The organism is Rathayibacter sp. AY1C6 (assembly GCF_002931535.1).
In the GTDB taxonomy this organism is placed as follows: Bacteria; Actinomycetota; Actinomycetes; order Actinomycetales; family Microbacteriaceae; genus Rathayibacter.
This window is the reverse complement of sequence record NZ_PSWC01000013.1, coordinates 34,043-56,718: the sequence shown is the minus strand read 5'-3', so window position 1 is coordinate 56,718 and position 22,676 is coordinate 34,043. Positions and strand designations below refer to the sequence as shown.

The window sequence follows — 22,676 nt, the reverse complement described above, 5'->3', positions numbered from 1 at the left end:
CGTTAGCGTCACGAGGACAGCCCCCCTCTCGACCGAAGGCGCCCCCGATGAACGACTGGCAGATCAACGGCCTCCCCCTCCACCCGCTCCTCGTGCACGCCGTCGTGGTTCTGCTCCCCCTCGCCGCACTGATGCTCATCCTCGGCAGCCTCTGGCCGGCCGCCCGCCGCAAGTTCGGGATCCTCACCCCGATCATCGCCCTCGCCGCGCTGATCGCCGTCCCGCTCACCACGCAGGCCGGAGAAGCGCTCGAACGACAGACGGAGCCGTCCGCGATCCTCGAGAAGCACACCGAGCTCGGCGACCACCTGCTCCCCTGGGCTGCCGGCCTGTTCCTCGTCGCCCTGGTCCAGTGGCTCTGGTTCCGCCGCACGCGACGAACCGAGGACCGAGCCGCCACCACCCGCCGCCCCCTCGTCGGAATCGTGCTCGCCGTCGCAGCGATCGCCATCTCCGTCGGAGCGACCATCGACGTGATCCGCATCGGCGACTCCGGCGCACAAGCCGTCTGGTCCGACTCCACCTCGAGCACCAGCACCGATCAGGCACCCGCGCCCGACAGCGACGACGACTGACCCACCCGCTCTCGGGCACTGCCCTCTCCGGCTGACACCGCCCCCTCTTCGCAGGAGGATGGTGTGAGTGCCTCAGCACTCGACGCCATCTGCGAGGTCCTCGGCTGCCAGGTGGGCGACATCCTGACTCACGTGCCGGACGACGTCGGGAGCAGTACGGATCGGCTCGGTGACCGAGCGGCCCGCTGACACGTCGCACCTCGGTGGTCGACTGGTCACCGCGGGCGTCGTCCAGCTGGTGGCCGTCGTCGCGCTCAATGTGCTGGGGCCGATCGTGCCCGTCTGAAGGATCTCCGGCCCGAGCGCTCAGGGTCCACTGCGGTCCCCGATCTGTCGCCTCTGCTCTGCTGGGCGATCGCCGCGGCGGTGTTCCTCGTCTGGGCCTGGTCGACGGCGTGGCCGGCCGGCCCGGAACGCACCCGCGACCTCGCCCGCCACGAGGACCGGTCCCGGAAGCTGGTCGACTCGCTCATCATCGCCGCCACCTTCTTCAGCCTCGTCCTCGTGGTCGTCGCACTCCTCCGCAGCCAGCAGAAGGACCCCGTCGGATCCGCGGCCGCGATCCTCGCGGTCGTCGGGGTCGTCGCGGCCTGGGCGCTCGTCAACACCGTCTACGCCTTCAAGTACGCGCGCATGTACTACCTCGACGACCGCCACCGCTTCGACTTCGACCAGGACGAGGAACTGTCCTACAGCGACTTCGCCTACACCGCGTTCTCGATCGGGATGGCCTACAGCGCGAGCAGCATCACCCAGTCCTCCACCCCCTCACGCCGCGTAGCCCTGGCCCACGCCCTGCTGTCCTACTTCTTCGGCACCTTCGTCGTCGCCGTCGCCATCAACCGGATCACCGGCCTCACCCAGGGAGGGTGAGGAGCGCCGCACATCCTCAGGCAGGCGTGTCGGAGCTCGATACTGAGGTCATGGCATCACCGCTCGTCTCCGACGTCGCTCACTCCGGTCTCACCGTGGCCGACCTCGACGACGCGCTGGTGCTGTGGTGCTCCGGTCTCGGGTTCGTGCTCGAGCGCACCTTCACGCTCGACGCCGACGTCACGGCGGCGACCACGGGCGTCCGTGGAGCCGTGATCCGCGCAGCGACGGTGACCCTCGGCCCCCACCGGGTGGAGCTGCTGCAGTACGACCCGCCCCGACAGCTCGAGTCCGCCGGCTCGCCCGCGCAGGTCGGCACGGTGCACATCGCGCTCACGGTCTCGGACCTCGATCGTGTCCTCGAACTCTGCGCTGGACACGGCTGGAGACCGGTCGGGACACCTCACCGGATGACCGGTGGCGCCCGAGCCGGCACGCGCATCATCTACCTCGAAGGTGCCCTCGGCGGATTCCTCGAACTGATCGCGCCCCCGCAGCTCCCGTAGGCCGCGTCGGCCGATCGCGTCGAGGGCCCGATCTCAGCCCGCCAACCTCGCCATCCACTCCTCCACCGCGTCGGGCGTGCGCGGCATCGCCGCCGAGAGCAGGATCGACGACGTCTCCGTGACCACGAGGTCGTCCTCGATCCGGATGCCCAGGCCCCGCAGCTCGGCGGGGACCGTCAGGTCGCCCGGCTGGAAGTAGAGGCCCGGCTCCACGGTGAGCGTGTGGCCGGCCGCGAGCACTCCGCCGAGGTACGTCTCGTGCGGAGCGTGGTTGCAGTCGTGCACGTCCATCCCCAGCATGTGCCCGGCGCGGGAGATGCTCCACCGGCGGTGGTACGACGCGGACGGGGCCATGGCCTCGTCGACGGAGCAGCGGATCAGGCCGAGGTCGATCAGCCCTTCGGTGAGGGCTCGCCCGCACGCGTCCTGGTAGTCCTGGAAGCGCACTCCCGCGCGCAGGGAGTCGATGCCGGCCTGCTGCGCGCGCAGCACGATCGAGTACACGTCCCGCTGCAGCGGGGTGAACTCCCCGCTGACCGGGAAGGTGCGGGTGATATCGGCGGCGTAGAGCGAGGGCAGCTCGACGCCCATGTCCATCAGGACGAGGTCGCCGTCGACGAGGGGCCCGGTGTTCCGCGTGTAGTGCAGGGTCGTGGCGTGCGCTCCCGAGGCGACGACCGATCCGTAGGCCGGCCCCTGCCCCTCGACCAGGGCGCGGCGGGCGAAGGTGCCCTCGAGGTAGCGCTCGCCGCGCGGCATCGCGCGGGCGACCTGCCACGCCTCGAGGCAGTCGTCGAAGCCCCGCGCCGTGCCGTCGACGGCGAGCTGCAGCCGTCCGATCTCCCAGTCGTTCTTGATGAGGCGCAGCTCGTCGAGCGTCCCCTTGAGCACGAGGTGCGGTCCGAGCTCCGGCCCGCAGATGCTCCGCACCAGCTCGTCGACGCTCTCGTCGAGGGTGGGCAGGACGCGGATGCGCCGGGCCCGCCGCGCGGCCCGCTCCACGTCGCGGGTGAAGTCGGCCAGCGGCCGGGTCTCGATGCCCAGCGCCGCCTGCGTCTCGGCGAGCGACGGCCGCGGCCCGACCCAGAGGTCGCCGAGCGCGTCGTTCTGCCAGAACTCGTCTCCGTCGCGGCCGGAGGGAGCACGCAGGTACAGGATCGAGCCGGCCTCCCCTCCCGTCGTGTCGACGACGAGCACGCTCTCGGCGACTCCGTTGCCCGTCAGCCACACGTGGTCGGTGCCCGGGCGGAAGCGGTGGTCGCTGTCGTTCGAGCGCACCCGCGGCAGGCCGGAGGGGATGATCAGCAGCTCGGCGGGCAGCGCCTGCGCCAGTCGCGACCGGCGCTCCGCGGTGTAGGCGAGCACCGGCTCGTCGGGGTCGATCACCGGCTCCGGATCGGCCCAGCCGGCGGTCATGAACGCGCCGTCCCCGGGGAGCGGACTGCGGTTCACGGCCCTCGGCATGCTCCAGAGAGCGGACTCCTCTGCCCGGGCCTCCTCCACCGCGCTCACGCGCCCGTCCGCTCCAGCGCGTCGGGCAGCTCCTCGAGCCAGGCCGCCCGGTCGGCGTCGAGCGGGGCCAGCGGCAGCCGCCCCAGCCCGTCCGGCAGCGGGATCGCCGCGAGCAGCGCCCGCGTGTACGGGTGCAGCGGGCTCTGCCACACCGTCTCGGTGTCCCCCGACTCCACGACCCGGCCGCGGTACATCACGAGCACCCGGTCGGCGATGCGCCGGACCACCGAGAGGTCGTGCGAGATGAACAGCATGCCCGCGCCGGCCTCGACGCTGAGCGAGCGCATCAGCGCGGCGACGCTCGTCTGGGTCGAGGCGTCGAGGGCCGAGATCGGCTCGTCGGCCACGAGCATCCGCGGCCTCGCCGCGAGGGCCCGCGCGATGGCGATGCGCTGCTTCTGGCCGCCGGAGAACTCGTGCGGGAACCGGCTCGCCATCGCCGGATCGAGCCCGACGCGGCGCAGCCAGTCGGCCGGATCCGAGCCCTCGGCGCCCCGGGCGAGTGCCGCCCGGACGCCGTCGCCGATCTGCTCGCCGATGCGGCGACGGGGGTTGAGCGAGGAGTTCGGGTCCTGGAAGACCATCTGCACGCCGGTCATCGCCGGACTGCGCCGACGGAGTCCGAGCGCGGGCACGTCGACGCCGTTCAGGCGCACGTCGCCACCGCGGCGCTTCTCGATGCCGACCACGGCGCGCGCGAGGCTCGACTTGCCGCAGCCGCTCTCTCCGACCAGCGCCACGACCTCGCCGGCCGCCACCCGGAAGCCGACCCCGTCGACGGCACGCAGCGGCGGTCGCCGCCCGTACTCGACCACGATGCCATCGGCCTCGAGAACCACTCCCGCGCTCATCGCGCACCCCTCTCGACGTCGCCTGCCGTGGCTGCGCCCGGATCGTCCGCGGCGGCGGCCCTCTCGTGCCCCTCGACGAGCTCGGCGACCAGCTCCTCCGGGCTCTCCTCGAAGCTCGAGCCGGGCAGAGCCGCGAGCAGCGCCCGCGTGTACTCGTCCTCGGGCGCGGTGAACAGCCGCTCGCGCGGAGCCGACTCCACGACGAGCCCCTGGCGCATCACCGTCACCTCGTCGGCCACGGCGCTCATCACGCCGAGATCGTGGGTGACGAGCAGGATGCTCAGCCCGCCGTCGTCGACCAGCTCCCGCAGCAGCTGCAGCACTCCGGCCTGCACGGTCACGTCGAGCGCGGTCGTCGGCTCGTCGGCCAGCAGCACCGAGGGCTCGCACGCGAGCGCCACCGCGATCGCGATGCGCTGCCGCTGACCGCCGGAGAACTGGTGGGGGTAGCGCCCGAGGGAGGCCCGGGCGTCCGGGACCCGCACCCGCTCGAGCAGGGCCTCGGCCCTGGACCGCGCGGCCTCCTTGCCGAGACCGAGGTGGTGGCGCAGGTGGTCGGTGAGCTGGCGGCCCACGGTGAGCTGCGGGTGCAGGCTCGTCGACGGGTCCTGGAAGACCATGGCGACCCGGCGTCCGCGCACCGCGCCGAGCACCTGCCGGGACGCGCCGACGAGCTCCGTCGTGCCGTCGCCGGTGTCGTCGGCGAGGCGGATGCTCCCGCTGGCCGTCATCGATCCGGGCAGCAGTCCGAGCACCGCCAGGGCGGTCATCGTCTTGCCCGAGCCCGACTCGCCGGCGAGGCCGTGGATGCCGCCGCGGCGCAACGCCAGATCGATGCCGTCCACGACGGCGTGGCTGCGGGTGCGGATGCGCAGCCCGCTGATGGTCAGTGCGTCGCTCACAGCGTGGCGCCTCCTCCGCGGATCGTCTGCGACCGCGGGTCCAGGGCGTCGCGCAGGGCGTCGCCGACGAAGTTGAACGCGATGACGACGGTGAGGATGGCCAGGCCCGGGAAGACGCCGATCCACCACGCGTCGAAGTTCTGGATGGCGTCCGACACCATCGAGCCCCACTCGGCGGTCGGCGGCTTCGCGCCGAGCCCGAGGAACGACAGGCCCGACAGCAGGAGGATGGCCGTGCCGATGTCGAGGCTCGCCAGGACGAGCACCGGGCCGACGATGTTGGGCGCGATGTCGCGGACGAGCGAGCGCAGCGGCGAGAAGCCGAGCAGCTGGCCGGACACGACGTAGTTCGACGAGCGGAGGCCGAGCACGAGGCCTCGGGTCAGCCGGGCGTAGGACGGCCACGACACGATCAGCGCCGCGAGCACCGCGTTCAGGAGCGACGCTCCGAGCGCGGCCGCGATCACCATCGCCAGGATGACCGTGGGGAACGCCATCACGAGATCGGTGATGCGCATCGCGACCTCGTCGACCGCACGGCCGAAGAATCCGGCGACGGATCCGACGATCGCGCCGATCAGCACCGACATCACGACGAGCAGCAGGGCGAGCGGGATCGTGACCCGGGCACCCCAGATCACCCGCGAGAACACGTCCCGGCCGAGCGCGTCGGTCCCCATCAGCGTGCCCTCGCCGGGCGCCTGGAGGAGGGGCAGGTCCTGCGCGAGCGGATCGTGCGGGGCGATGACGGGGGCGAGCACGGCGATGAGGATCCAGAGCACGCCGACGGCGGCGCCGAGGAGTCCGAGCGGCGCCGACCAGCGACCCAGGCGCAGGCGGGGGCGGCGCAGGCGGAGGCCGGGGGCGGCGACCGGGTCGAGCACTCCGGCACCGACGCCGTCGCGCGGACCGGCCGGAGCGCCGTCGCGCGGGTCGGACCGGGTGGTTCGCGGATCCGTCACGAGGCCAGCCTCACTCTCGGGTCGAGCACGCCGTACAGCAGGTCGACGATCAGGTTCACGAGCAGGTACATCACGCCGATGAGCAGGCCGACGCCCATGATGCCGCGCAGGTCGAGGTGCGACGCGGCCTGGTAGGCGTAGGAGCCGATCCCGGGCCAGCCGAAGACCGCCTCGACGAGCACGGTGCCGCTGAGCAGGCTGCCGAAGGCGAGGCCCACGACGGTGAGGATCGGGATGCTCGCCCCGCGCAGCACGTAGGAGAAGGTGACCGCGCGGTTCGGCAACCCCTTCGCGCGGGCGGCCCGCACGTAGTCCTGGTCGAGGATCTCGAGCACCGCGGTGCGCACGAACCGGGTCAGCAGGCCCACCGTGTAGAGCGTCAGGACGAGGACGGGGAGGAAGAGGTGCGACGCCGCGTCGAGGAAGGTGTCGAGCTGGCCGGCGAGCAGGGCGTCGACCGTGTAGAGGCCCGTCACCGTCGGCGGCGTGGTGAAGTCGCTGCTCAGCCGGCCGGATCCCGGCGCGATCCGGAGCTGGAAGTAGAGGACGTAGTAGAGGACCAGCGCGAGCCAGAAGGTCGGCACGCTGAGGCCGGCCAGCGACACGACGCGCAGAACGTGGTCGGAGGCCCTGCCGCGCCGGTAGGCGGCGACGGTGCCGAACAGCACGCCGATGATCACGCTGAGCACGATGGCGCCGAAGGCGATCTCGAGGGTGGCCGGCAGCGCCTTCGCCAGGTCGGCGACCACCGGGTTGTGCGTGGTGGTGGAGACGCCGAGGTCGCCGTGCAGCAGGTTGCCGAGATAGGTGAAGTACTGCACGACGAGCGGCTGGTCGAGACCGTACTGGGCGCGGAACTGCGCGACGATCTCCGGATCCTCCGCAGCGCGCTGGCCGAGGGCGGCCGCCACGGGGTCGCCCGGCACGAGGTTGGTCAGGATGAAGGTGACGAGGGTCACGCCCACCACCAGCAGCAGCGAGGTGAGCACGCGGCGGAGCGCGTAGCGGAGGAACGGGTGGGCCGCCCGGCCCCCGCGCTGACGCGGGGTCCGGACGGCCGTCGTGGTGGTGGACACGGACTACTGCGCGGCGAGGGCCGCGATGTCGATGGTCCACACCGCGTTGTAGACGACACCCGAGACGTCCTTCGCCGCGGCGATGTTGTTGCCGGGCTGGAGCAGCGGGATGAAGGGGCCGTCGGCGTTCAGCGCGGTCTGCAGCTCCTCGAAGCGCGACTGGCGCTCGTCGTCGCTGCCGCCGGTGGCCGCGGCGTCGGCCAGCGCCGAGATCGCGGGGGCCGCACCGTCGGTCCAGCCGGAGCGGAGGCCCACGACGTCGCCCGGGGTGAAGACGAGGTAGTCGCTCGGGTCCGGGTAGTCCGGGCCCCAGTACCAGAGGCCCATGGTCTCGGTGCCGTTGCGGTAGGCGTCGAGCTCGGTGGCGACGGGGGCCGGTGCGAGCTCGACGGTGATGCCGGCGTCCTTCAGCTGCGACTGGATGCGCTGCGCGATGGTCGGGAAGTCGATGCCGTTCAGGCTGATGTCGCTCGGGAAGTTGAGCGTCACGGACTCGCCGGCGTAGCCGCTCTTCGCGAGGTCCGCCTTCGCGGCGTCGAGGTCCTGGGTGAGCGCGCCGCTCTCGGGCAGGGCGCCGAGCAGCATGCTCGGGATGACGCCGGACGCCTGGGCGGTGCCGTTGCCGGCGATCGAGACGAGGTCGTCGTAGTCGACGGCCTCCTTCACGGCCTTCACGAAGTCGGGGTTCGACGTGATCGCCGAGACGCTCGGGTTCTGGTTGAGCAGCAGGAAGATCACGTTCGCCGACGGGTCGCTGGTCACCGCGACCGAGTCGCCGAGCGCCTCCGCCTGAGTGCCCGAGAGGTCCAGCGCCACATCGGCGCTGCCGCCCTCGACGTTGATCTTCTGGGTCGCACCCTCGACGTTCTGGATGACGACGCGGCCGTAGCCCGGGGCGTCGCCGTCGTAGTTCTCGTTCGCGGTCAGCACGACCTGCGAGGCGAGGTCGAGCGTGTCGAGCACGTACGGGCCGGAGCCGGCGGAGGTGGTGTTGAGGAACGTCTCGGCGGTGTCGGTCTCGTCGGTGGTGCCGCCGTTCTCCTTCACGACCTTCGAGTTCAGGATGCCGAGCGCCGGGTTCGCCAGGATCGCCGGCAGGGCGGGCGTGGGGTTCTCGGTGGTCAGCACCACCGTCGTGTCGTCCTTCTTCGTGACGGTGACGCCGTCGAGGAGGAACGAGGGGTTGCCCTTGAGGCCGATCACGCGCTGCAGCGAGAACACCACGTCGTCGGCGGTCATCGCGGTGCCGTCCGAGAAGGTGTGCTCGCCGTTCAGGGTGAGGGTGAAGGTCTTCGCGTCGTCGGACTGCTCGAGGCTCGCGAGGCCGTCGACGACCTGCGAGACGTCGCCGCCCTCGAAGGTGAGGAGGGTCTCGTAGAGCGCCTTGTCGACCATCTGGCCGGTCGGCTCGTACATGCGGCCCGGGTCGGCGGTCTTGAGGTCGAACGCCTTGTTGATGGTGAGCGTCGCGCTGCTGCCGTCGGCGGTGTCGACGCGGCCCGAGGAGCAGCCCGCCACCAGAAGGGCGAGGGAGACCGCCGCAGCGGCGATCACCACTCGCGTCGGGGCGGAGCGCGGGGTGCGGGTGGAGCGGACAACCATGGAGGCCTCCTGGCGAGGGTTCGGCTGGACGTGTTGCGAAACGATGGCACATCGCGACGCACTCCGTTTCCAGAGGGCCGCTATCGTGGACGAACTGCCGCCCGCAGCGACGAAGGAGTGGATTATGTCGATCACCGATCCGGCCGCCGGTGCGGTCGCTGGACAAAGCGCGGGCGGGCTCGACGACCTCAATCTGCGCATCCTCGCCGTCCTGCGCGAGAACGGGCGCATCTCGATGTCCGCCTTGGCCGAGCGGGTGAACGTCTCGCGGGCGAGCGTCTACAACCGGGTCGAGCAGCTGACCGCATCCGGCGTCATCACCGGATTCTCGGCCCTGGTCGATCCGGGGAAGGTGGGGCTCGACGTCTGCGCCCTGGTGTTCGTGACGGTGCATCCGCAGTCGTGGCACCGGTTCCGCGAGGGCATCCTCCAGATGCCCGACGTCGAGTACTGCTGCATCACGACCGGCGAGCACGACGCGATGCTCCTGGTCCGCTCGCTCGACATCGGCGGCGTGCACGACTTCGTCACCGGCGTGGTCGCGGCCCGGCCCGAGGTGAAGTCGGTGGTCTCGGTCGTCGTGCTCGACGAGGTGGTGCGCAAGGCCTACCTGCTGCCCTCCGACATCCCCGACCGCTCCGGATCGACGAACCGGCTCGGCATGACGCGGTTCACCACCGCGGGGAACGGCCGCGACGCGGCGCGTTGAGCGTCAGACCTCGACGCAGATGCTGACGTGGTCGTCGCCGTCGATCTCGAACTCCTCGACGAGCCGCAGCAGGCCCTCGCCGTCGAGCTCGACGCGGCTGCCGCCGGTGCCGCTGACCACGGTCCCGCCGTCGATCAGCTGGTGCACGAACGAGACCTGCAGGGCGTCACCCGTGCGCGTGCCCACGAACCGGCCGAAGGTCACGGTGTCGCCGACGTAGTCGCCCCACACCACTCCGTCGCGCTCGGAGTAGTGGAACCGCGACGGCGACTCCGGGTCGACCGCGCTGTTGGTAGAGGAGGTCATCACGAACTCGCGGCCGTCGAGACTGGGGGCGGTGGTGGCGTCGTTCACGTCATGGAGTATGCCGGAGAGGTCGAGGTGTCCTGGCCGCACGCCGGTTTCGTCTCGTTCTTCGGGTCCGCGACCCCCGGGGCTGGACGAAAGTGCCATCTGCGGGTCTCTCGACGGTCCATTCGTCTGCGATCCTCCGCCGCCCGTCCCGATCCACCGAGCGACTCCGGGATCGGACGGACGATCTCCGCGGACAGGCGGCGGCGAGGCGTCCGGACTTCCCTTGCCGCCTCGATACTCCATCGACTCGTCCGTGATCGGAAACTTTCCCGTACTCTCAGGACCCGTACGGGAAATGAACCGGGGGCTCATTCGCATCCGGTTCGAATTCGACATCTTGGGGGCGCAATGGATCCGCAGCAATCGGTGAACAGTGATCGCGCCGTGTGCGCCCACGCGAGGAGCGGCGGATGACCGGGTCGAGTGCGACCGGCGCCGTGGTGAAGCGCCCCGAGTCGCGGGAGTGGATCGACTTCGCCAAGGGCGTCGCGATCAGTCTCGTCGTGCTCTACCACTCGTCGTTGTTCCTGGGATTCTTCGGCCTCGAGGGGTACGTTCCGAAGCTCCGCACTGTGCTGCTCTACTTCCCCATGCCCGTGTTCTTCTTCATCGCGGGCCTCACGGCCGCCCGGATGCTGACGTGGACGTTCGCCGAGCTGTGGCGCCGCCGGGTCCTCGCGCTGGTGTACCTCTATCTGCTGTGGTCGTTCATCCGGGTCGTCTTCTACCTCATCGTCCCGTTCTCACGGTCGGAGGCCACCTCACCGACGGACCCGCTCAACGTGCTGGTGCTCCCCATCCTGCCGTCGAGCAGCTACTGGTTCATCTGGGCTCTCGCGATCTTCAGCATCCTCGCCTGGGCGATCCGCAAGGTGCCCCGGTGGATCCAGCTCTCTGTGGCCGGGCTGCTGTCCGTCGCGTCCACGACCACGGGCCTGCTGGACACCGACAACATCGGCTGGGACCGGGTGCTCCAGAACTTCATCTTCTTCCTCGTGGCGATGTTCATCCCCCGCACGTTCTACCGCTTCGCCGCCCGCGTGAAGGTCTGGCAGGCGCTCGCGCTCGCAGTGTCCTACATCGGCATCATCGCGGTGATCGTCGCCTTCGACGCCAACCGCATTCCGGGCGTCATCCTGATCGCCAGTTCGGTCGCGATCGTCCTGGGCATCGCCGGCTCCCAGTACCTCGTCAAGGTCCGCGCACTGAAGATCTTCGTCACCATGGGGCAGCAGAGCTTCCAGATCTATCTCCTGCACCTCTTCGTGATCGCTGTCGTCGTCGCGTTCGTCCCCCTGCTCGGCGAGACGAATGTCCCGACCGGCCCGGCGACGGTCTTCCCGTTCGCCCTGACGGTGTTCTCCCTCTGGGCGTCGCTGTTCCTCTTCCAGTCGCTGCGGCGCTTCTCCTGGTTGTGGGTGAGCCCGTTCAGCACCGGCAAGTCCCAGAAGAAGCGCCTCGCCGCCAAGGAGGCGAGATCGGCCGCGGTCCAGCCCACCGCGGTCGAGTCCGCAGCTCCTGTCGCCCCGGCCGATGAGCCCGCTGACGCGGGGACTGCGGGCAGACCGGAGAAGGACTGACCGGCGAGCACCTCCCGGGTGACTCCCCGGGCGACCCTTCTGCAGGCCCGAGTCGTCTCGGGCGCTGGTGAGTCCGCCTCAGACCGGGCCGGCCCGCGCTGCTCGGTCTCGGGTGAGCCGAGGGAGCAGTCGGACGAGGACGACCATGCCGACGAGTTCCACGAGGGTCTGCGTGACGACGACGACGGGCGCGAGCGACAGCGGTGCCGGGAGCGCGAGTGCGAGGGGCAGCACGACGAGCGAGTTGCGGGTCGCGCCGCTGAACACGAGGGCGCGCGTCGCGGGCACGTCGAGTCGGAAGACGCGTCCAGCACCCAGCCCCAGAGCGGTCATGACCACGAGGAATCCCGCGTAGAGCGGGACGAGAACGAGAAGCCGGCCGGCCGAGGCGCCCACGGCGCCGGACTGGGAGGCGACGACGGCGAAGAGCGTGGCCGTCATGAGCGGCACCATGAGCCCGAGCATCGTGGACTCGACGATCCGGCCGGACACGTGTCGGCGCGCCAGGGCCTGCACCAGCCCGGCCGCGGACAGCGGCACCACGATCAGCAGCAGGAACGCCCGCGCGAACGGACCGGCGTCGACCACCGCCACCCCCGCAGGACCGATGAAGAGCACCAGATACACGGGGAGGGGAGGATCTGCGCGAGCATCAGCAGCGGTGCGGCGGCGAGCAGCCGGTCGGACGCCCCTCCGGCGAGCCCGGCGAACACGATCACGTAGTCGATGCACGGCGTCAGGAGCACCAGGAGGACCCCGAACAGCAGCACCGGAGTGTCGGCGACGAATCGGGACAGCCCGTAGGCGACGAGCGGCACGACGACGAAGTTCAGCACCCCGACCGCGGCGAGGAAGCGGCCGTCGCGCAGAGACCGTCCGATCGCGGCGAACGGGACACCGAGGAACGTGGCGAACAGCAGCAGCGCGAGCACCGGTTCGATCGCGACCTCGAGGTGGTGCGCGGCGGGCAGCAGCAGTCCGAGAGCGGCGCCGGCGGCGATCGCGGCGAGGTAGAGCGGGATCTGGCGGTGCTCGAGCCAGGCGACGAGCGCTCTCACGACAGCAGGTCGGCGAGAAGGAGGGGCACGGGTGCAACGGTAGAGGCTCGCCGCCCGGCTCACCGACGTGGCCGAGACCACCCGCGAACCGCCGGCGCTGACCTGATCGCGCGTCGAGCGGAAGCACCGCCGCACAGTGAGTCCGCTGACGACCGCGACCTGGCGCGCCCGGGCGGATGATGGTCGGGTGAACCGCACCGATCGTCTCTACGGGCTCGTCGAGGAGCTGCGGGCGGTCTCGCCCCGGCCGCGGAGCGCGCGCCGTCTCGCCGAGCGGTTCGAGGTGTCGGTGCGGACCATCGAGCGGGACCTGTCCGCGCTGCAGCAGGCGGGTCTGCCGATCTGGGCGGAGCCCGGCCGCACGGGCGGCTATGTCATCGACGCGTCCGCGACCCTCGGGCCGGCCGGATTCACGGTGGAGGAGGCCGTCGCCGTGCTGATCGGCCTCAGCGCGCTGCAGCGCAGTCCGTTCCGGCAGGCAGCCAGGACCGCCGCCCGGAAGACGCTCGCGGTCCTGCCGGACGACGTGGCCGCCCGCGCCGGCGCGGTCGCGTCCCGGGTGCACTTCCTCGAGAGCGAGGAGGAGGCGGTCGTCCCGGCGGAGTTCGCGACGGCCCTCCGAGCGGATCGTGTCGTCCGGCTGCGCTACCGCGACAGCAGCGGCGCGGAGTCGGTCCGCGACGTCGAACCGCTCGGCTCGATCGGGAAGGAGGAGCACTGGTACCTGATCGCGTGGTGCCGGCTGCGGGAGGGGGTCCGGGCGTTCCGCGGCGACCGGATGCTGTCGGTCGAGGTGACCGACGAGCGGCCTCCGCAGCGCACCCTGCGAGCCGAGGACCTCGCGCTCCAGTACGGACGGCTGCGGTCCGTCGTCGACGACTGACCCGCTCCGGGGACGGCCGCCGCGGACCTCGCGGAGTCGCGGACGATCTTCGGAAACACCGACAGGACGGTGTCGCGACGACCGGCGAGCCTGGTGCCATCACCTCATCCCGGCCCTGAAGGAGCCCCATGTCGTTCACCTCCCTCCGCATCGTCACCGACGACCTCGACGGCCTCGTCGCCTTCTACGAGCAGGTCGTCGGCCGACCGGCCGAGCGCCCGGCGCCGGTCTTCGCGCAGTTCACGGGAGCGGGTGCGACCCTCGCGATCGCCCGCACCTCGACGGTCGCGATGCTCGACGGCGCCGTCGTCCCCGCGTCGAACCGCTCTGTCCTGCTCGAGTTCGAGGTGGCCGACGTCGACCGCGCCTTCGCCGAGCTCGCACCCCGGAGCGAGGACGTGGTGCTCCCGCCGAGCACCATGTCGTGGGGCAACCGCTCCACCCTCGTCCGCGACCCGGACGGGAACGTCGTCAATCTGTTCAGCAGGCCCGCCGGCTGATCGGGCGCACTCCGTCGGTCCGAGCACGCCCATGCCTGGCCGGTGGGACCCGACGGGGATCGCGGAGACCACCGGGGATCCTCTCTCTCGCGACGCGATCCTCCCGAGCGGGCGTGGCGTCGGGCCGAGCGCGACCGGTCTGCGGTTCGCAGGCGGGAGCACGGCGACTCCGTCCAGCGTGACGTCCCGACCGCACTCCGACCGGCGAGACGGCCACCCGCCGCCGGTGTCCTCGGCGGTACCCTCGCGGCATGACCTTCGTGAACGTCGGCACCCTCGGGGCCGTCCCCGGCAGACGCGACGAGCTCGTCGCCGTCCTCACCGAGCACAACGACGACCTCGTCGACGCCGGCTGCCTACTCTACGAGGTCGGGGTCGACGACGAGCAGCCCGACACCGTCTTCGTCGTCGAGCTGTGGGAGAGCGCCGAGGCGCATCGGGCCTCCCTCGCCCTCCCCCGGGTCCAGGCCGCGATCGCGACGGCGCGCCCGCTGCTCAGCGGCGCCTTCGGCGGCTACCGCTTCGACGCAGCAGGCTCTCCCCTCCGGAGCTGACTCGCGCCGAAGGCCTGCCGGCCGTCGGCACAGGCCGACCTGGAGTGAGCGGGCCGTCCGTCAACGGAAGACCTCTTCCTCTCCCGCCACCCCGACACCTCGAAGCGGAGCACCGTGATCAGCACGTTCCTCGTCGACCACGCCGCGCTCGTCCCGATCGCCTTCTGGATCGCGGTCGCGGTGGTCACGGCGATCGCCTGGCTGCTGCACCGGCGCGGCGCGGAAAGGTTTCTTCTCGTCCTCGCCGCGCTCGCCTTCGTCGTGGGGATCGCGCTGACCGTGTATCCGCCCGACGGGACGCCGCGGGTCTTCTGCACCGTGCAGTTCTCGGTGCCGTTCGACGGCATCGACACCCTCGCGAACATCGCGCTCCTGCTCCCCGGGGCCCTGCTGCTCGCGGTCGCGGTCGGCCGGCCCCTGCTCGTCGCCGCCGCCGTCTCCGGCCTGTCCGCCCTGATCGAGCTGGTCCAGGCGGGCGTTCCGGCGATCGGCCGCTCCTGCGACACGAACGACTGGTTCATGAACACCATCGGCGCAGTCCTCGCCGCGTTCCTCGCCGCCCTGATCCTCAGAGGGGAGAAGCGGCGCGGGCGTCGGCGAATGGTCCGCTGACACCGCCTGTCACGTCGCCCTGCTCTCGGCCGGGTGTCTCGGCGGCCGACATCAGCACGGGTCCGTCGATCCACGTCCCTGTGACGCGGACCTGCTCAGAGGACGGCCGACGCCACGGGTGCCGTCTCGGCGACGCCGAGGACGACCGGGCGCGACCGGGCGTCACCGGGTGGCGCGGTCGCGTCTGTCGACCGCCCCAGGAGCTGTCAAGTCTCTCCCCCGTCGGCCTCGGCGCTGCGCACGCTGGGGGCATGAAGCATCTCCTCTTCGCGAACAAGACGATGCTGGTCGGAGACGACGCGGCGGACGCTCTGATCGAGTACGGCGTCGCCCTCGCCGCGAGCAGCACGGCGGACCGCGTGGAGTACACCGGCATCGGCGGCGACGGCGGCACCGTGCAGTCGGTGTTCCTGCTCAACGCCGGCGCCGCTCTGGTCGCCGAGACCACTCCCTCCGATCTCCCGGAGCCGGACAACACGGCCGAGGTCGCCCGCATCCGCGAACGCACCAGGACGCTCACGGGAGTGTTCCCCGTGCAGCCGAGCGAGGACGACGTCACCTTCGACGTCGAGCTCGAGCACGGCTTCGGGCACTGACCGGCCCGCCCATGCCCTCCCTCCACGCCCCCTGGCCGACGCTCTGACCGGGGACACGGACGACGCCGAGGTCCGTCGCTGGGCGGCGTCCCGCGCCCCGCTCACGCCGGGGACGATCGCCGTGCTGCAGGCCGTCGGCTTCATCAGCGCAGCGCAGCGGGTCCCCGCCGACACGGCCCTCGCTCTCCTGCTGACGGCGGCGGAGCACGACCGGCGCGATCCGCCCGACGTGGCTCGCGATGTCCTCGCGCGCCGCCATCCCCTGGCCGATCCCGGTGACGATCGCGGCGCGTCGGTGACCCCGTGATCACCGCCCTTCCAGAGCCGTGGTCGGTCCGCCGCCGGAGGCGCTGTCTCCCGAGTCCGCGACGTGAAGCGCACCGCGCGCCGCCCGCCCCGCGCGCTGGATGCGCGCCCGCACCAGCCGCTGCAGCAGCGCGGGGTAGAGCTGAACGGCGATCGTCGACCCGAGCAGCCAGGCCGCGCCGCCCGTCGCACCCGTGACTGTCGCGGCGAGGGCGAGCGCGACTCCGACGGCCGTGCACGCGACGTGCACCGCCTCGGAGCGGCGGGTGTGCTGATCGAGAGCGGCCAGCCCCGCGCGCGTGCCGTCGAAGCCGCGCTCGCGGGTGACGAGGCGGTTCCACCCGACGACGTCGAGCAGCCGACCGAAGACGCCGACCCCGAGCGCTCGCAGCAGCGCCGGCTCGCGGCGACCCACGTCGAACCAGGACTGCTCGAGCGGACGCGTGCGCCCGCCGAAGGTCAGTGCCGCCCAGCTGGTGAGGACCATCTGCGCGACCGCGGCGAAGACCGGATGCGAGGGTCCGATCGCGGTCCAGCCGGCCGCGAGGAGGGCGGCCGCGAGGACGGTGGCGACGAGGATCCGGATCACGTCCGCTCCCTCCTGCTCGTGCTGCTGTGCTCGAGGCCAGTCCAGCAGATCCGCGGCATCCGTGCGCCGAGTCCTCCTCCGGACGCCCCGCGCCGGGCATCCACCGCCTACTCGGCAGCGCTTCCTTGACACCGCCGCCGGCCGGTCATCATCATGCAGTCACGACCGGCGGCGGCGCGCCACCGGCGTCCCGACAGGAACGGTGCACCGATGCCCACCATGCTCTTCGTCAACCTGGCCGTCGCCGATCTCGCCCGGGCGAGGGCCTTCTACGAGTCGCTCGGCTACTCGATCAACGAGGGCTTCAGCGACGAGAACGCCGTCAGCGTGGTGATCAGCGACACCATCACCGCGATGCTGCTCACGAGGGAGTTCTTCGCCGAGTTCACCAGCAAGCCGATCATCGACGCCACCACCTCGACCGAGGTGCAGCTCGCCCTCAGCGCCGACAGCAGGGAGGAGGTCGACACCCTCCACGGGAAGGCCCTCGCCGCGGGCGCGACTCCGGCCGGCGAGCAGGACCACGGGTTCATGTACTCGAAGAGCTTCGACGACCTCGACGGCCACCACTGGGACTTCGTCTGGATGGACCCGGCGGCCGCGGCGGGCGGTGCGCCGGAGCTGTCCGTCGAGGAGATCCGGGCGAACACGACGCACAGCTGAGTCACGACCCGCGGACTCCGAGCGGTCGACGTCCACGACCCGCGACGGCGCGCCCGCGCAGTCACACTCCGTCACGATCCGGCGCGCACTCCCCTCGGCCTGACAGGCTCCCGGCATCCGCCTTCAGGGCGTCTGGACAGGAGCAAACCGTGACGATCACTGCACCGGCGACCACCGCGACCACCGCTGCGGCGACCACAGCGACCACTGCGGCGAGCGCCGCGACCTCGACCCCGGCGCCCGAAGACCGTGCCTCCGCGGCGGCCGGCTTCACCACGCGCCAGGTGCACGCCGGTGCCGCGCCCGACGGCGCCCACGGAGCGCGCGTCACGCCCGTGCACCTCAGCGCCGGCTTCGTGTTCGACAGCTTCGAGCACGCCCGCGAGCGGTTCGCCGGCGAGGACGAGGGCTACCTCTACACCCGCAACGGGAACCCGACCACCGAGGAGGTCGAGCGTCGGCTCGCCGATCTCGAAGGCGGCGCCGAGGCGATCCTGGTGGCGAGCGGCCAGGCGGCGACCGCCTCCGCTCTCCTGGGGATGCTGCAGGCCGGCGACCGGGTGCTCTCGTCGCGCCGCTTGTACGAGGGCAACCGCGGACTGCTGGTGCAGAACTTCGGTCGGCTCGGGATCGGCGTGGACTTCGTCGACGACGCGTCGGACCTCGGCGAGTGGGAACGGCGGATCGGGCCCGACACCCGGGTCCTCTTCGGCGAGCCGATCCCGAACCCGAAGAACGATCTGCTGGACCTCCCGGCGCTGGCCGCGATCGCGCATCGGCACGGGCTGCCGTTCGTGGTCGACAACACGCTCGCGACCCCGTACCTCCTCCGCCCGATCGAGCACGGGGCCGACGTGGTCGTGCACTCGACCAGCAAGTTCCTCGCCGGGCACGGCTCCGCCCTCGGCGGCGTGATCGTCGACGCCGGCACGTTCGACTGGGCGGCGCGCCCCGCGCTCTTCCCGCACCTCAACCAGGAGGAGCGGTCGTTCGGCGGCCGCAGCTGGACCGAGCAGCACGGCCGGCGCGCCTTCGTCTCGTACACGCGGGACATCGTGGTCTCCCGTCTGGGACCGACGCCGTCACCGCTGAACTCCTTCCTGCTGCGGCAGGGCGTCGAGACACTGTCGCTCCGGGTCGAGCGCCACTCGTCGAACGCCCTCGCCGTCGCCCGCTTCCTCGAGGGGCGGCCCGAGGTCGTGTCGGTCGACTACTCCGGCCTGGAGTCGAGCCCGTCGTTCACCCTCGCGCAGCGCCTGCTCCCCCGCGGGCAGGGCTCCGTCTTCTCCTTCACCGTGGCCGGAGGCGAGGCGGGCGCGGCCGCATTCATCGACGCCGTCGAGCTGTTCAGCCACATGACTCACCTCGGCGACGTGCGCTCGCTGGTGCTGCATCCCGCGTCGACCACCCACGCCGGACGCACCCCCGCCGAGCGCGCCGCCGCCGGGATCCACCCCGGGCTCCTCCGGCTGTCGATCGGGATCGAGGACGTCGACGACCTCCTCCGCGACCTCGAGCGCGGGCTCGCCGCGGTGCGCGCACGCGCCCTCCCCGCGCTCGCGGAGGTGTGAGCGTGGCGCGCCGTCAGCACTTCGGCTGGTTCTTCTCCCGGGGCTTCGGACCGCAGGGATGGGGGCACCCCTACCGGGAGTGGAACCACGACTGGACGAAGCCCGGCCTCTACCAGCAGTCGGCCCGCGAGCTGGAGCAGGCCGGCTTCGAGCTGATCGTGATGGAGGACGCCGTCTCGCTCGGCTCCCCGGAGACGCTCGACCTGCGGGTGCGGGGAGCGTACGGCGGGCCGAAGCACGATCCGCTCCTCCTGGCGCCGTACCTGTTCGCGGCGACCGAGCGGATCGGGCTGGCGCCGACGATCAACGCCGGCATCACGCCCCCGTACCTCGCCGCCCGGCAGGCGGCGACGCTGCAGCACCTCAGCTCCGACCGCTTCGGGATCAACCTCGTCACCGACGTCGGCAGCGCCCGCCACGTGGGCCTGGAGCCGCTGTCGCACGACGCGGCCTACGACCGGGCCGACGAGTGGATGGCGGTCGTCCGCCGGCTCTGGCACAGCTGGGGCGAGGGCGCGCTGGTCGCCGACCCCGAGTCGGGCCGCTACGCCGACGGCACCCGGATCGACGCGTTCCGCCACCGCGGGGAGCACTTCCGCGTGGACGGACCCCTGAACGCCGTCCCCTTCGCGAACGGCGACCCGATCGTCGTCTCCCCCGGCGGGTCTCCGCGCGGCCTGGCCTTCGCCGGCACGCAGTCGGACGTGCAGCTCGCCCTCGCGCCGCTGGAGGCCCGGGCGGTGCGCGACTACCGGGCGCGCGTGCTCGCCGCGGCCGAGCAGCACGGGCGGACCGCGGACGACCTGCGCGTGCTCTTCGTCGTGAAGCCCGAGATCGTGTCGAGCCCGGAGGAGGCCGCGCGCGTCGTCGAGGCGTCGCGCCACCCCGACGAGGACGCGCTGCGGCGGATCGCGCTCGGCTGGTCGAGCGACCTGGAGACCGACCTCACCGGGCTGGACCTGGACCTCCCCGTCCCGCGGTCGGTGTTCGGCGAGCACGTCTCGCACGGCACCATCGCCGGCCTCTACGGCGGTACGGAGGACGCTCCGCTGCGGGAGCTGCTGACAAGGAAGGCGCGCAAGGGCCGCGTCGCCGAGCGCGCCGGCTTCGTCGGCACCGCGGAGGAGTTCGCCGACTTCGTCGAGGAGCTCGGCGACGACGGCGGCAGCGACGGGCTCCTCCTCTCCGGGGACCTGCACCCGGTCACCCTGCACCGGATGCTCGACGACCTCGTCCCCGTCCTGCGCCGCCGCGGGATCCTCCGCGACGAGCTCGCTCCCGGCGGGACCCGCGCCAACCTCTTCGGGACGTAGGGGGGGGTCCGCCCCGTCTCACTCCGGATCCTGCGCCCGGCCGGGCACCGGGCGGAAGAGTCCGTGCTCGATCTCGTGGGCGAGCTGCACAGCCTCGACACGCGAGGCCGCCCGGTCCACCGCCGGCGGCCCGGCCTCATCGGGGGTGCAGAAGGAGCGGAGGCGCTGAAGGACGGCTCCTCGCCACTGTCGTGCGATGCCGCCCGCCTCGGTGCTCCGCCGTCCCACCTCGTCGAGTCCCCGCGAAGGCGCTCCGCCGTTCACACGGCGGCCCGCACGGCTTCGAGCGTCTCGAGGAGGAGGGGACGCGGCATGGCGAAGACGAGACGCACGTGGTCGGCGTAGCCGGCGCCGCACAGGCGTCCGGAGGTGAGCGTCACTCCCGCCTCGCGCTGCAGGTGCTGCGCGGGATCGGCGAGGCCGAGAGCACCCAGGTCGAACCAGGCGAGATACGTCGCCTCCGGGGTGCGGTGCCCGAACTGGGGCAGCTCGGAGGCGAGGAAGTCGGCGATGAGTCGCCGGTTGCCGTCGAGGTAGTCGACGACCTCGTCGAGCCACGCTCCGCCCTCCCGGTAGGCGGCCGTCGAGGCGATCACGCCGAGATTCGAAGCGCCGTGCTGCACCGCGAACCCGAAGCGCGAGTAGACGTCCTCGTCCGCGTCGTTCGTGGTGATCAGCTGCGCGGCCTTCAGGCCGGGGATGTTCCACGCCTTCGAGGCGCTCGTTCCGGTGACGGAATGCCGGGCGGCCTCCTCCGAGACCGAGGCGTAAGGGATGTGGGGGACGCCGTCGAACCGCAGCGGCGCGTGGATCTCGTCGGCGAAGACCCGCCCGCCGTGGCGCTCGACGACAGCGGCGAGACCTTCGAGCTCGGACCGTGGCAGGACCGAGCCCGTCGGGTTGTGCGGATTGCAGAGCAGCAGGGTGCCCGCTCCCTGCGCGAAGGCCGCATCGATCCCGTCGAGGTCGTGCTCCCAGCGGCCGTCGACGATCGTTCCCGGGACCTCGATCACCTCGCGTCCGATGGCCGACAGGTAGGTGAGGAACGGCATGTAAGCGGGGGTAGGCACGATCACCGGTGAGCCGGGGCGGGAGAACTCGGTGACGGCCACTCCGAGCGCGGCCATGACATCCGAGACGGAGTGCACGCGGGCGGGGTCGACCGTCCACGCGTACTGCTCAGCGAGGTACTCCGCGGCGGCCTCGCCCAGCTCGCCCGCAGTCGAGGGGGACAGATAGCCCAGCACGTCGCCGGCCACGGCGTCGTGCAGTGCCCTCCGAACGGCCGGCGCCGTACCGAAGTCCATCTCGGCGACCCAGGCTCCGATGGTGCCGGGGCGGAGGCTCCACTTGCGGCTCGTCGGGCGGTCGAGTCGTTCGCGCGTGAGCGAGTCGAACAGGTGCATGGGAGTCCTCGGGGAAGCGGGCGGAGGGCGCCCCGCTGGTCGATCGGGGCGCCCGAGGCGGGGGCGGCTCAGCTGTTGTCGAGCGGGAGCCCGGGCGGGTTCACCAGGGCCTCGTCCACGGCCTCGTCCTGCAGGCCGTAGGCCGACAGCCAGTCCTGGTACTGACCGTTCCCGATGAGGTAGCCGAGGGCCTGAGCGATCGGCTCGGCGAGTCCGGAGTCCTTCTTCACAGTCGCCGCGATCAGCCCGTCGAGCGATTCGCCCGCTCCGGAGAACGTGCCGGCGTTGCGGGTCGGGTCGGCGCCGTCCTCCGAGATCCGGTTCTGGTAGACCGTCGTCGGGTTGGGCCCGAAGTAGGCGTCGATCCGGCCGGAGCCGAGAGCGAGAGTGACGGAGTTGGCATCGGGCAGTCGCGTGATCTCCAGGGACCTGCCCTCGGACTGCAGACGGGCCTGCCACTCGAGCAGGATCTTCTCCTGGTTGGTGCCGCTGCTGACCGCGACGGTGAGTCCGTCGAGGTTCTCGTAGTCGCCGTCGAACTCCCAGTCGTTCGAGGCGAGGACCTGGAACGCGAGGGTGTCGGCGCGGTAGGAGGCGAAGTCGTACTTCTCCTTGCGCTTCTCCGTGACGGTGATGTTCGAGAACCCGACGTCGCTGCCTCCGGTGTCGATGCCCACGAAGAGGTTGTCCCAGGTGGAGTTCTCCACCTCGGGCTGCAGCCCGAGGACGGCGGCGACGAGGCGGCCGAGATCGGGCTCCGAGCCGGTGAGGGTCTCGGTGTCGGTCCCGGTGAACGCGAGCGGAGGGAAACCTGCGGGGAGAGCGCCGACGCCGATCGTCAGGGTCCCGCGGTCGAGGATCTCCTGCGGCAGCGTGCCGCGGATCTCGTCGACGACCGGCACGTCGATGTCCGTCTCGGTCGCCGCTCCGTTGGAGAGGGCACCCACGGTGACGGTGGTGGTGCCGGAGGCGGCTCCCGGGGAGGCCGGGTCGGAGGCGGCGGCACCGGAGCAGGCCGCGAGGCCCGTCGTCAGCGCGGCGGCAGCGAGAAGCGCCCCGACTCTGGTCCAACGAGTGATGTGCGGTCTGGTCATGATTCGATTCCTGTGTCTGTCGTGCGGAT

The 22,676-nt window shown here is 71.7% G+C and carries 25 protein-coding genes and 1 pseudogene; 15 read left to right on the top strand and 11 right to left on the bottom strand.

All coding sequences use genetic code 11. The features are described 5' to 3' along the window. Window positions 1–47 precede the first annotated feature (47 nt). From C5D36_RS09700 to C5D36_RS09685, 4 genes are all read left to right on the top strand, one after another. Window positions 48–575: a DUF2231 domain-containing protein gene (locus tag C5D36_RS09700; protein ID WP_104226519.1), complete on the top strand. Its 528-nt coding sequence runs from the start codon at window positions 48–50 to the stop codon at window positions 573–575. Between the two features lie 63 nt (window positions 576–638). After that, complete coding sequence (locus C5D36_RS17355; RefSeq protein WP_181065426.1) at window positions 639–764, top strand: helix-turn-helix transcriptional regulator; 126 nt, start codon at window positions 639–641, stop codon at window positions 762–764. A 93-nt stretch (window positions 765–857) separates the two neighbouring features. Then, window positions 858–1,448, top strand: a complete 591-nt coding sequence (locus C5D36_RS09690; protein WP_104257599.1) for a DUF1345 domain-containing protein — start codon at window positions 858–860, stop codon at window positions 1,446–1,448. 50 nt (window positions 1,449–1,498) lie between these two features. Beyond that, window positions 1,499–1,954, top strand: a complete 456-nt coding sequence (locus tag C5D36_RS09685) for a VOC family protein (RefSeq protein ID WP_104295720.1) — start codon at window positions 1,499–1,501, stop codon at window positions 1,952–1,954. A gap of 33 nt (window positions 1,955–1,987) precedes the next feature. On the opposite strand, the gene C5D36_RS09680 is transcribed toward C5D36_RS09685, so the two are convergent. The 6 genes from C5D36_RS09680 to C5D36_RS09655 are packed head-to-tail and all read right to left on the bottom strand — an operon-like array spanning window position 1,988 to window position 8,859. After that, on the bottom strand, window positions 1,988–3,406 hold the full coding sequence (locus C5D36_RS09680) for an aminopeptidase P family protein (RefSeq protein WP_219812591.1): 1,419 nt from the start codon (window positions 3,404–3,406) through the stop codon (window positions 1,988–1,990). A gap of 56 nt (window positions 3,407–3,462) precedes the next feature. After that, on the bottom strand, window positions 3,463–4,317 hold the full coding sequence (locus tag C5D36_RS09675) for an ATP-binding cassette domain-containing protein (protein ID WP_104239496.1): 855 nt from the start codon (window positions 4,315–4,317) through the stop codon (window positions 3,463–3,465). Next, window positions 4,314–5,219: an ABC transporter ATP-binding protein gene (locus C5D36_RS09670; RefSeq protein ID WP_104223256.1), complete on the bottom strand. Its 906-nt coding sequence runs from the start codon at window positions 5,217–5,219 to the stop codon at window positions 4,314–4,316. The genes C5D36_RS09675 and C5D36_RS09670 overlap by 4 nt, the downstream gene beginning before the upstream one ends. Next, a complete protein-coding gene (locus C5D36_RS09665; protein ID WP_244230527.1) occupies window positions 5,216–6,181 on the bottom strand; it encodes an ABC transporter permease in 966 nt (321 codons plus the stop codon). The genes C5D36_RS09670 and C5D36_RS09665 overlap by 4 nt, the downstream gene beginning before the upstream one ends. Next, window positions 6,178–7,257: an ABC transporter permease gene (locus tag C5D36_RS09660; RefSeq protein WP_104223257.1), complete on the bottom strand. Its 1,080-nt coding sequence runs from the start codon at window positions 7,255–7,257 to the stop codon at window positions 6,178–6,180. Before C5D36_RS09660 ends, C5D36_RS09665 begins: the two co-directional genes overlap by 4 nt. A gap of 3 nt (window positions 7,258–7,260) precedes the next feature. Beyond that, window positions 7,261–8,859 (bottom strand): ABC transporter substrate-binding protein, encoded by a 1,599-nt coding sequence (locus C5D36_RS09655; RefSeq protein ID WP_104291804.1) that lies wholly within the window; start codon window positions 8,857–8,859, stop codon window positions 7,261–7,263. A 124-nt stretch (window positions 8,860–8,983) separates the two neighbouring features. Here C5D36_RS09655 and C5D36_RS09650 point away from each other — a divergent pair, with 124 nt between their 5' ends. Beyond that, window positions 8,984–9,568, top strand: a complete 585-nt coding sequence (locus C5D36_RS09650; protein ID WP_104223259.1) for an Lrp/AsnC family transcriptional regulator — start codon at window positions 8,984–8,986, stop codon at window positions 9,566–9,568. A gap of 3 nt (window positions 9,569–9,571) precedes the next feature. Here C5D36_RS09650 and C5D36_RS09645 read toward each other — a convergent pair whose 3' ends face one another. Further along, complete coding sequence (locus tag C5D36_RS09645) at window positions 9,572–9,922, bottom strand: hypothetical protein (RefSeq protein WP_258060307.1); 351 nt, start codon at window positions 9,920–9,922, stop codon at window positions 9,572–9,574. 410 nt (window positions 9,923–10,332) lie between these two features. On the opposite strand from C5D36_RS09645, the gene C5D36_RS09640 reads away from it, so the two are divergent. After that, the gene (locus tag C5D36_RS09640; RefSeq protein ID WP_104291805.1) at window positions 10,333–11,502 is read left to right on the top strand and encodes an acyltransferase family protein; all 1,170 of its coding nucleotides are present in this window, start codon (window positions 10,333–10,335) and stop codon (window positions 11,500–11,502) included. Between the two features lie 78 nt (window positions 11,503–11,580). Here C5D36_RS09640 and C5D36_RS09635 read toward each other — a convergent pair. Further along, window positions 11,581–12,560, bottom strand: a pseudogene (locus tag C5D36_RS09635) (arsenic resistance protein). Between the two features lie 187 nt (window positions 12,561–12,747). Between C5D36_RS09635 and C5D36_RS09630 the strand changes: the two are divergent. The 6 genes from C5D36_RS09630 (at window position 12,748) to C5D36_RS09605 (ending at window position 16,012) form a co-directional block, all read left to right on the top strand. Next, complete coding sequence (locus C5D36_RS09630) at window positions 12,748–13,443, top strand: YafY family protein (protein ID WP_104262256.1); 696 nt, start codon at window positions 12,748–12,750, stop codon at window positions 13,441–13,443. Between the two features lie 128 nt (window positions 13,444–13,571). Then, window positions 13,572–13,943 (top strand): VOC family protein, encoded by a 372-nt coding sequence (locus C5D36_RS09625; RefSeq protein ID WP_104291806.1) that lies wholly within the window; start codon window positions 13,572–13,574, stop codon window positions 13,941–13,943. Between the two features lie 251 nt (window positions 13,944–14,194). Further along, the gene (locus tag C5D36_RS09620) at window positions 14,195–14,497 is read left to right on the top strand and encodes a putative quinol monooxygenase (protein ID WP_104226533.1); all 303 of its coding nucleotides are present in this window, start codon (window positions 14,195–14,197) and stop codon (window positions 14,495–14,497) included. Between the two features lie 114 nt (window positions 14,498–14,611). After that, window positions 14,612–15,109 (top strand): VanZ family protein, encoded by a 498-nt coding sequence (locus C5D36_RS09615; protein WP_104295719.1) that lies wholly within the window; start codon window positions 14,612–14,614, stop codon window positions 15,107–15,109. 251 nt (window positions 15,110–15,360) lie between these two features. Further along, window positions 15,361–15,705, top strand: coding sequence for a hypothetical protein (locus C5D36_RS09610; protein ID WP_104291808.1), 345 nt, complete (start codon window positions 15,361–15,363; stop codon window positions 15,703–15,705). Window positions 15,706–15,826: 121 nt separating this feature from the next. Further along, complete coding sequence (locus C5D36_RS09605; protein WP_104247105.1) at window positions 15,827–16,012, top strand: hypothetical protein; 186 nt, start codon at window positions 15,827–15,829, stop codon at window positions 16,010–16,012. Here the strand turns inward: C5D36_RS09605 and C5D36_RS09600 are convergent, their stop codons facing one another. Continuing rightward, entirely contained in the window at window positions 16,013–16,600 is a 588-nt protein-coding gene (locus tag C5D36_RS09600; protein WP_104291809.1) for a hypothetical protein, read from the bottom strand. 210 nt (window positions 16,601–16,810) lie between these two features. Here C5D36_RS09600 and C5D36_RS09595 point away from each other — a divergent pair, with 210 nt between their 5' ends. The 3 genes from C5D36_RS09595 to C5D36_RS09580 all read left to right on the top strand — a co-directional run bounded on the left by C5D36_RS09595 (window position 16,811) and on the right by C5D36_RS09580 (window position 20,147). After that, window positions 16,811–17,263 (top strand): VOC family protein, encoded by a 453-nt coding sequence (locus tag C5D36_RS09595; protein ID WP_104250854.1) that lies wholly within the window; start codon window positions 16,811–16,813, stop codon window positions 17,261–17,263. A 284-nt stretch (window positions 17,264–17,547) separates the two neighbouring features. Then, the gene (locus C5D36_RS09585) at window positions 17,548–18,834 is read left to right on the top strand and encodes an O-acetylhomoserine aminocarboxypropyltransferase/cysteine synthase family protein (protein ID WP_104295717.1); all 1,287 of its coding nucleotides are present in this window, start codon (window positions 17,548–17,550) and stop codon (window positions 18,832–18,834) included. A 2-nt stretch (window positions 18,835–18,836) separates the two neighbouring features. Then, on the top strand, window positions 18,837–20,147 hold the full coding sequence (locus C5D36_RS09580; protein WP_104233980.1) for an LLM class flavin-dependent oxidoreductase: 1,311 nt from the start codon (window positions 18,837–18,839) through the stop codon (window positions 20,145–20,147). Window positions 20,148–20,407: 260 nt separating this feature from the next. Here C5D36_RS09580 and C5D36_RS09570 read toward each other — a convergent pair whose 3' ends face one another. Both C5D36_RS09570 and C5D36_RS09565 read right to left on the bottom strand, forming a co-directional pair. After that, the gene (locus C5D36_RS09570) at window positions 20,408–21,553 is read right to left on the bottom strand and encodes a MalY/PatB family protein (RefSeq protein ID WP_104295715.1); all 1,146 of its coding nucleotides are present in this window, start codon (window positions 21,551–21,553) and stop codon (window positions 20,408–20,410) included. 68 nt (window positions 21,554–21,621) lie between these two features. Beyond that, a complete protein-coding gene (locus tag C5D36_RS09565; protein WP_104223286.1) occupies window positions 21,622–22,647 on the bottom strand; it encodes a transporter substrate-binding domain-containing protein in 1,026 nt (341 codons plus the stop codon). Between the last annotated feature and the right edge of the window lie 29 nt (window positions 22,648–22,676).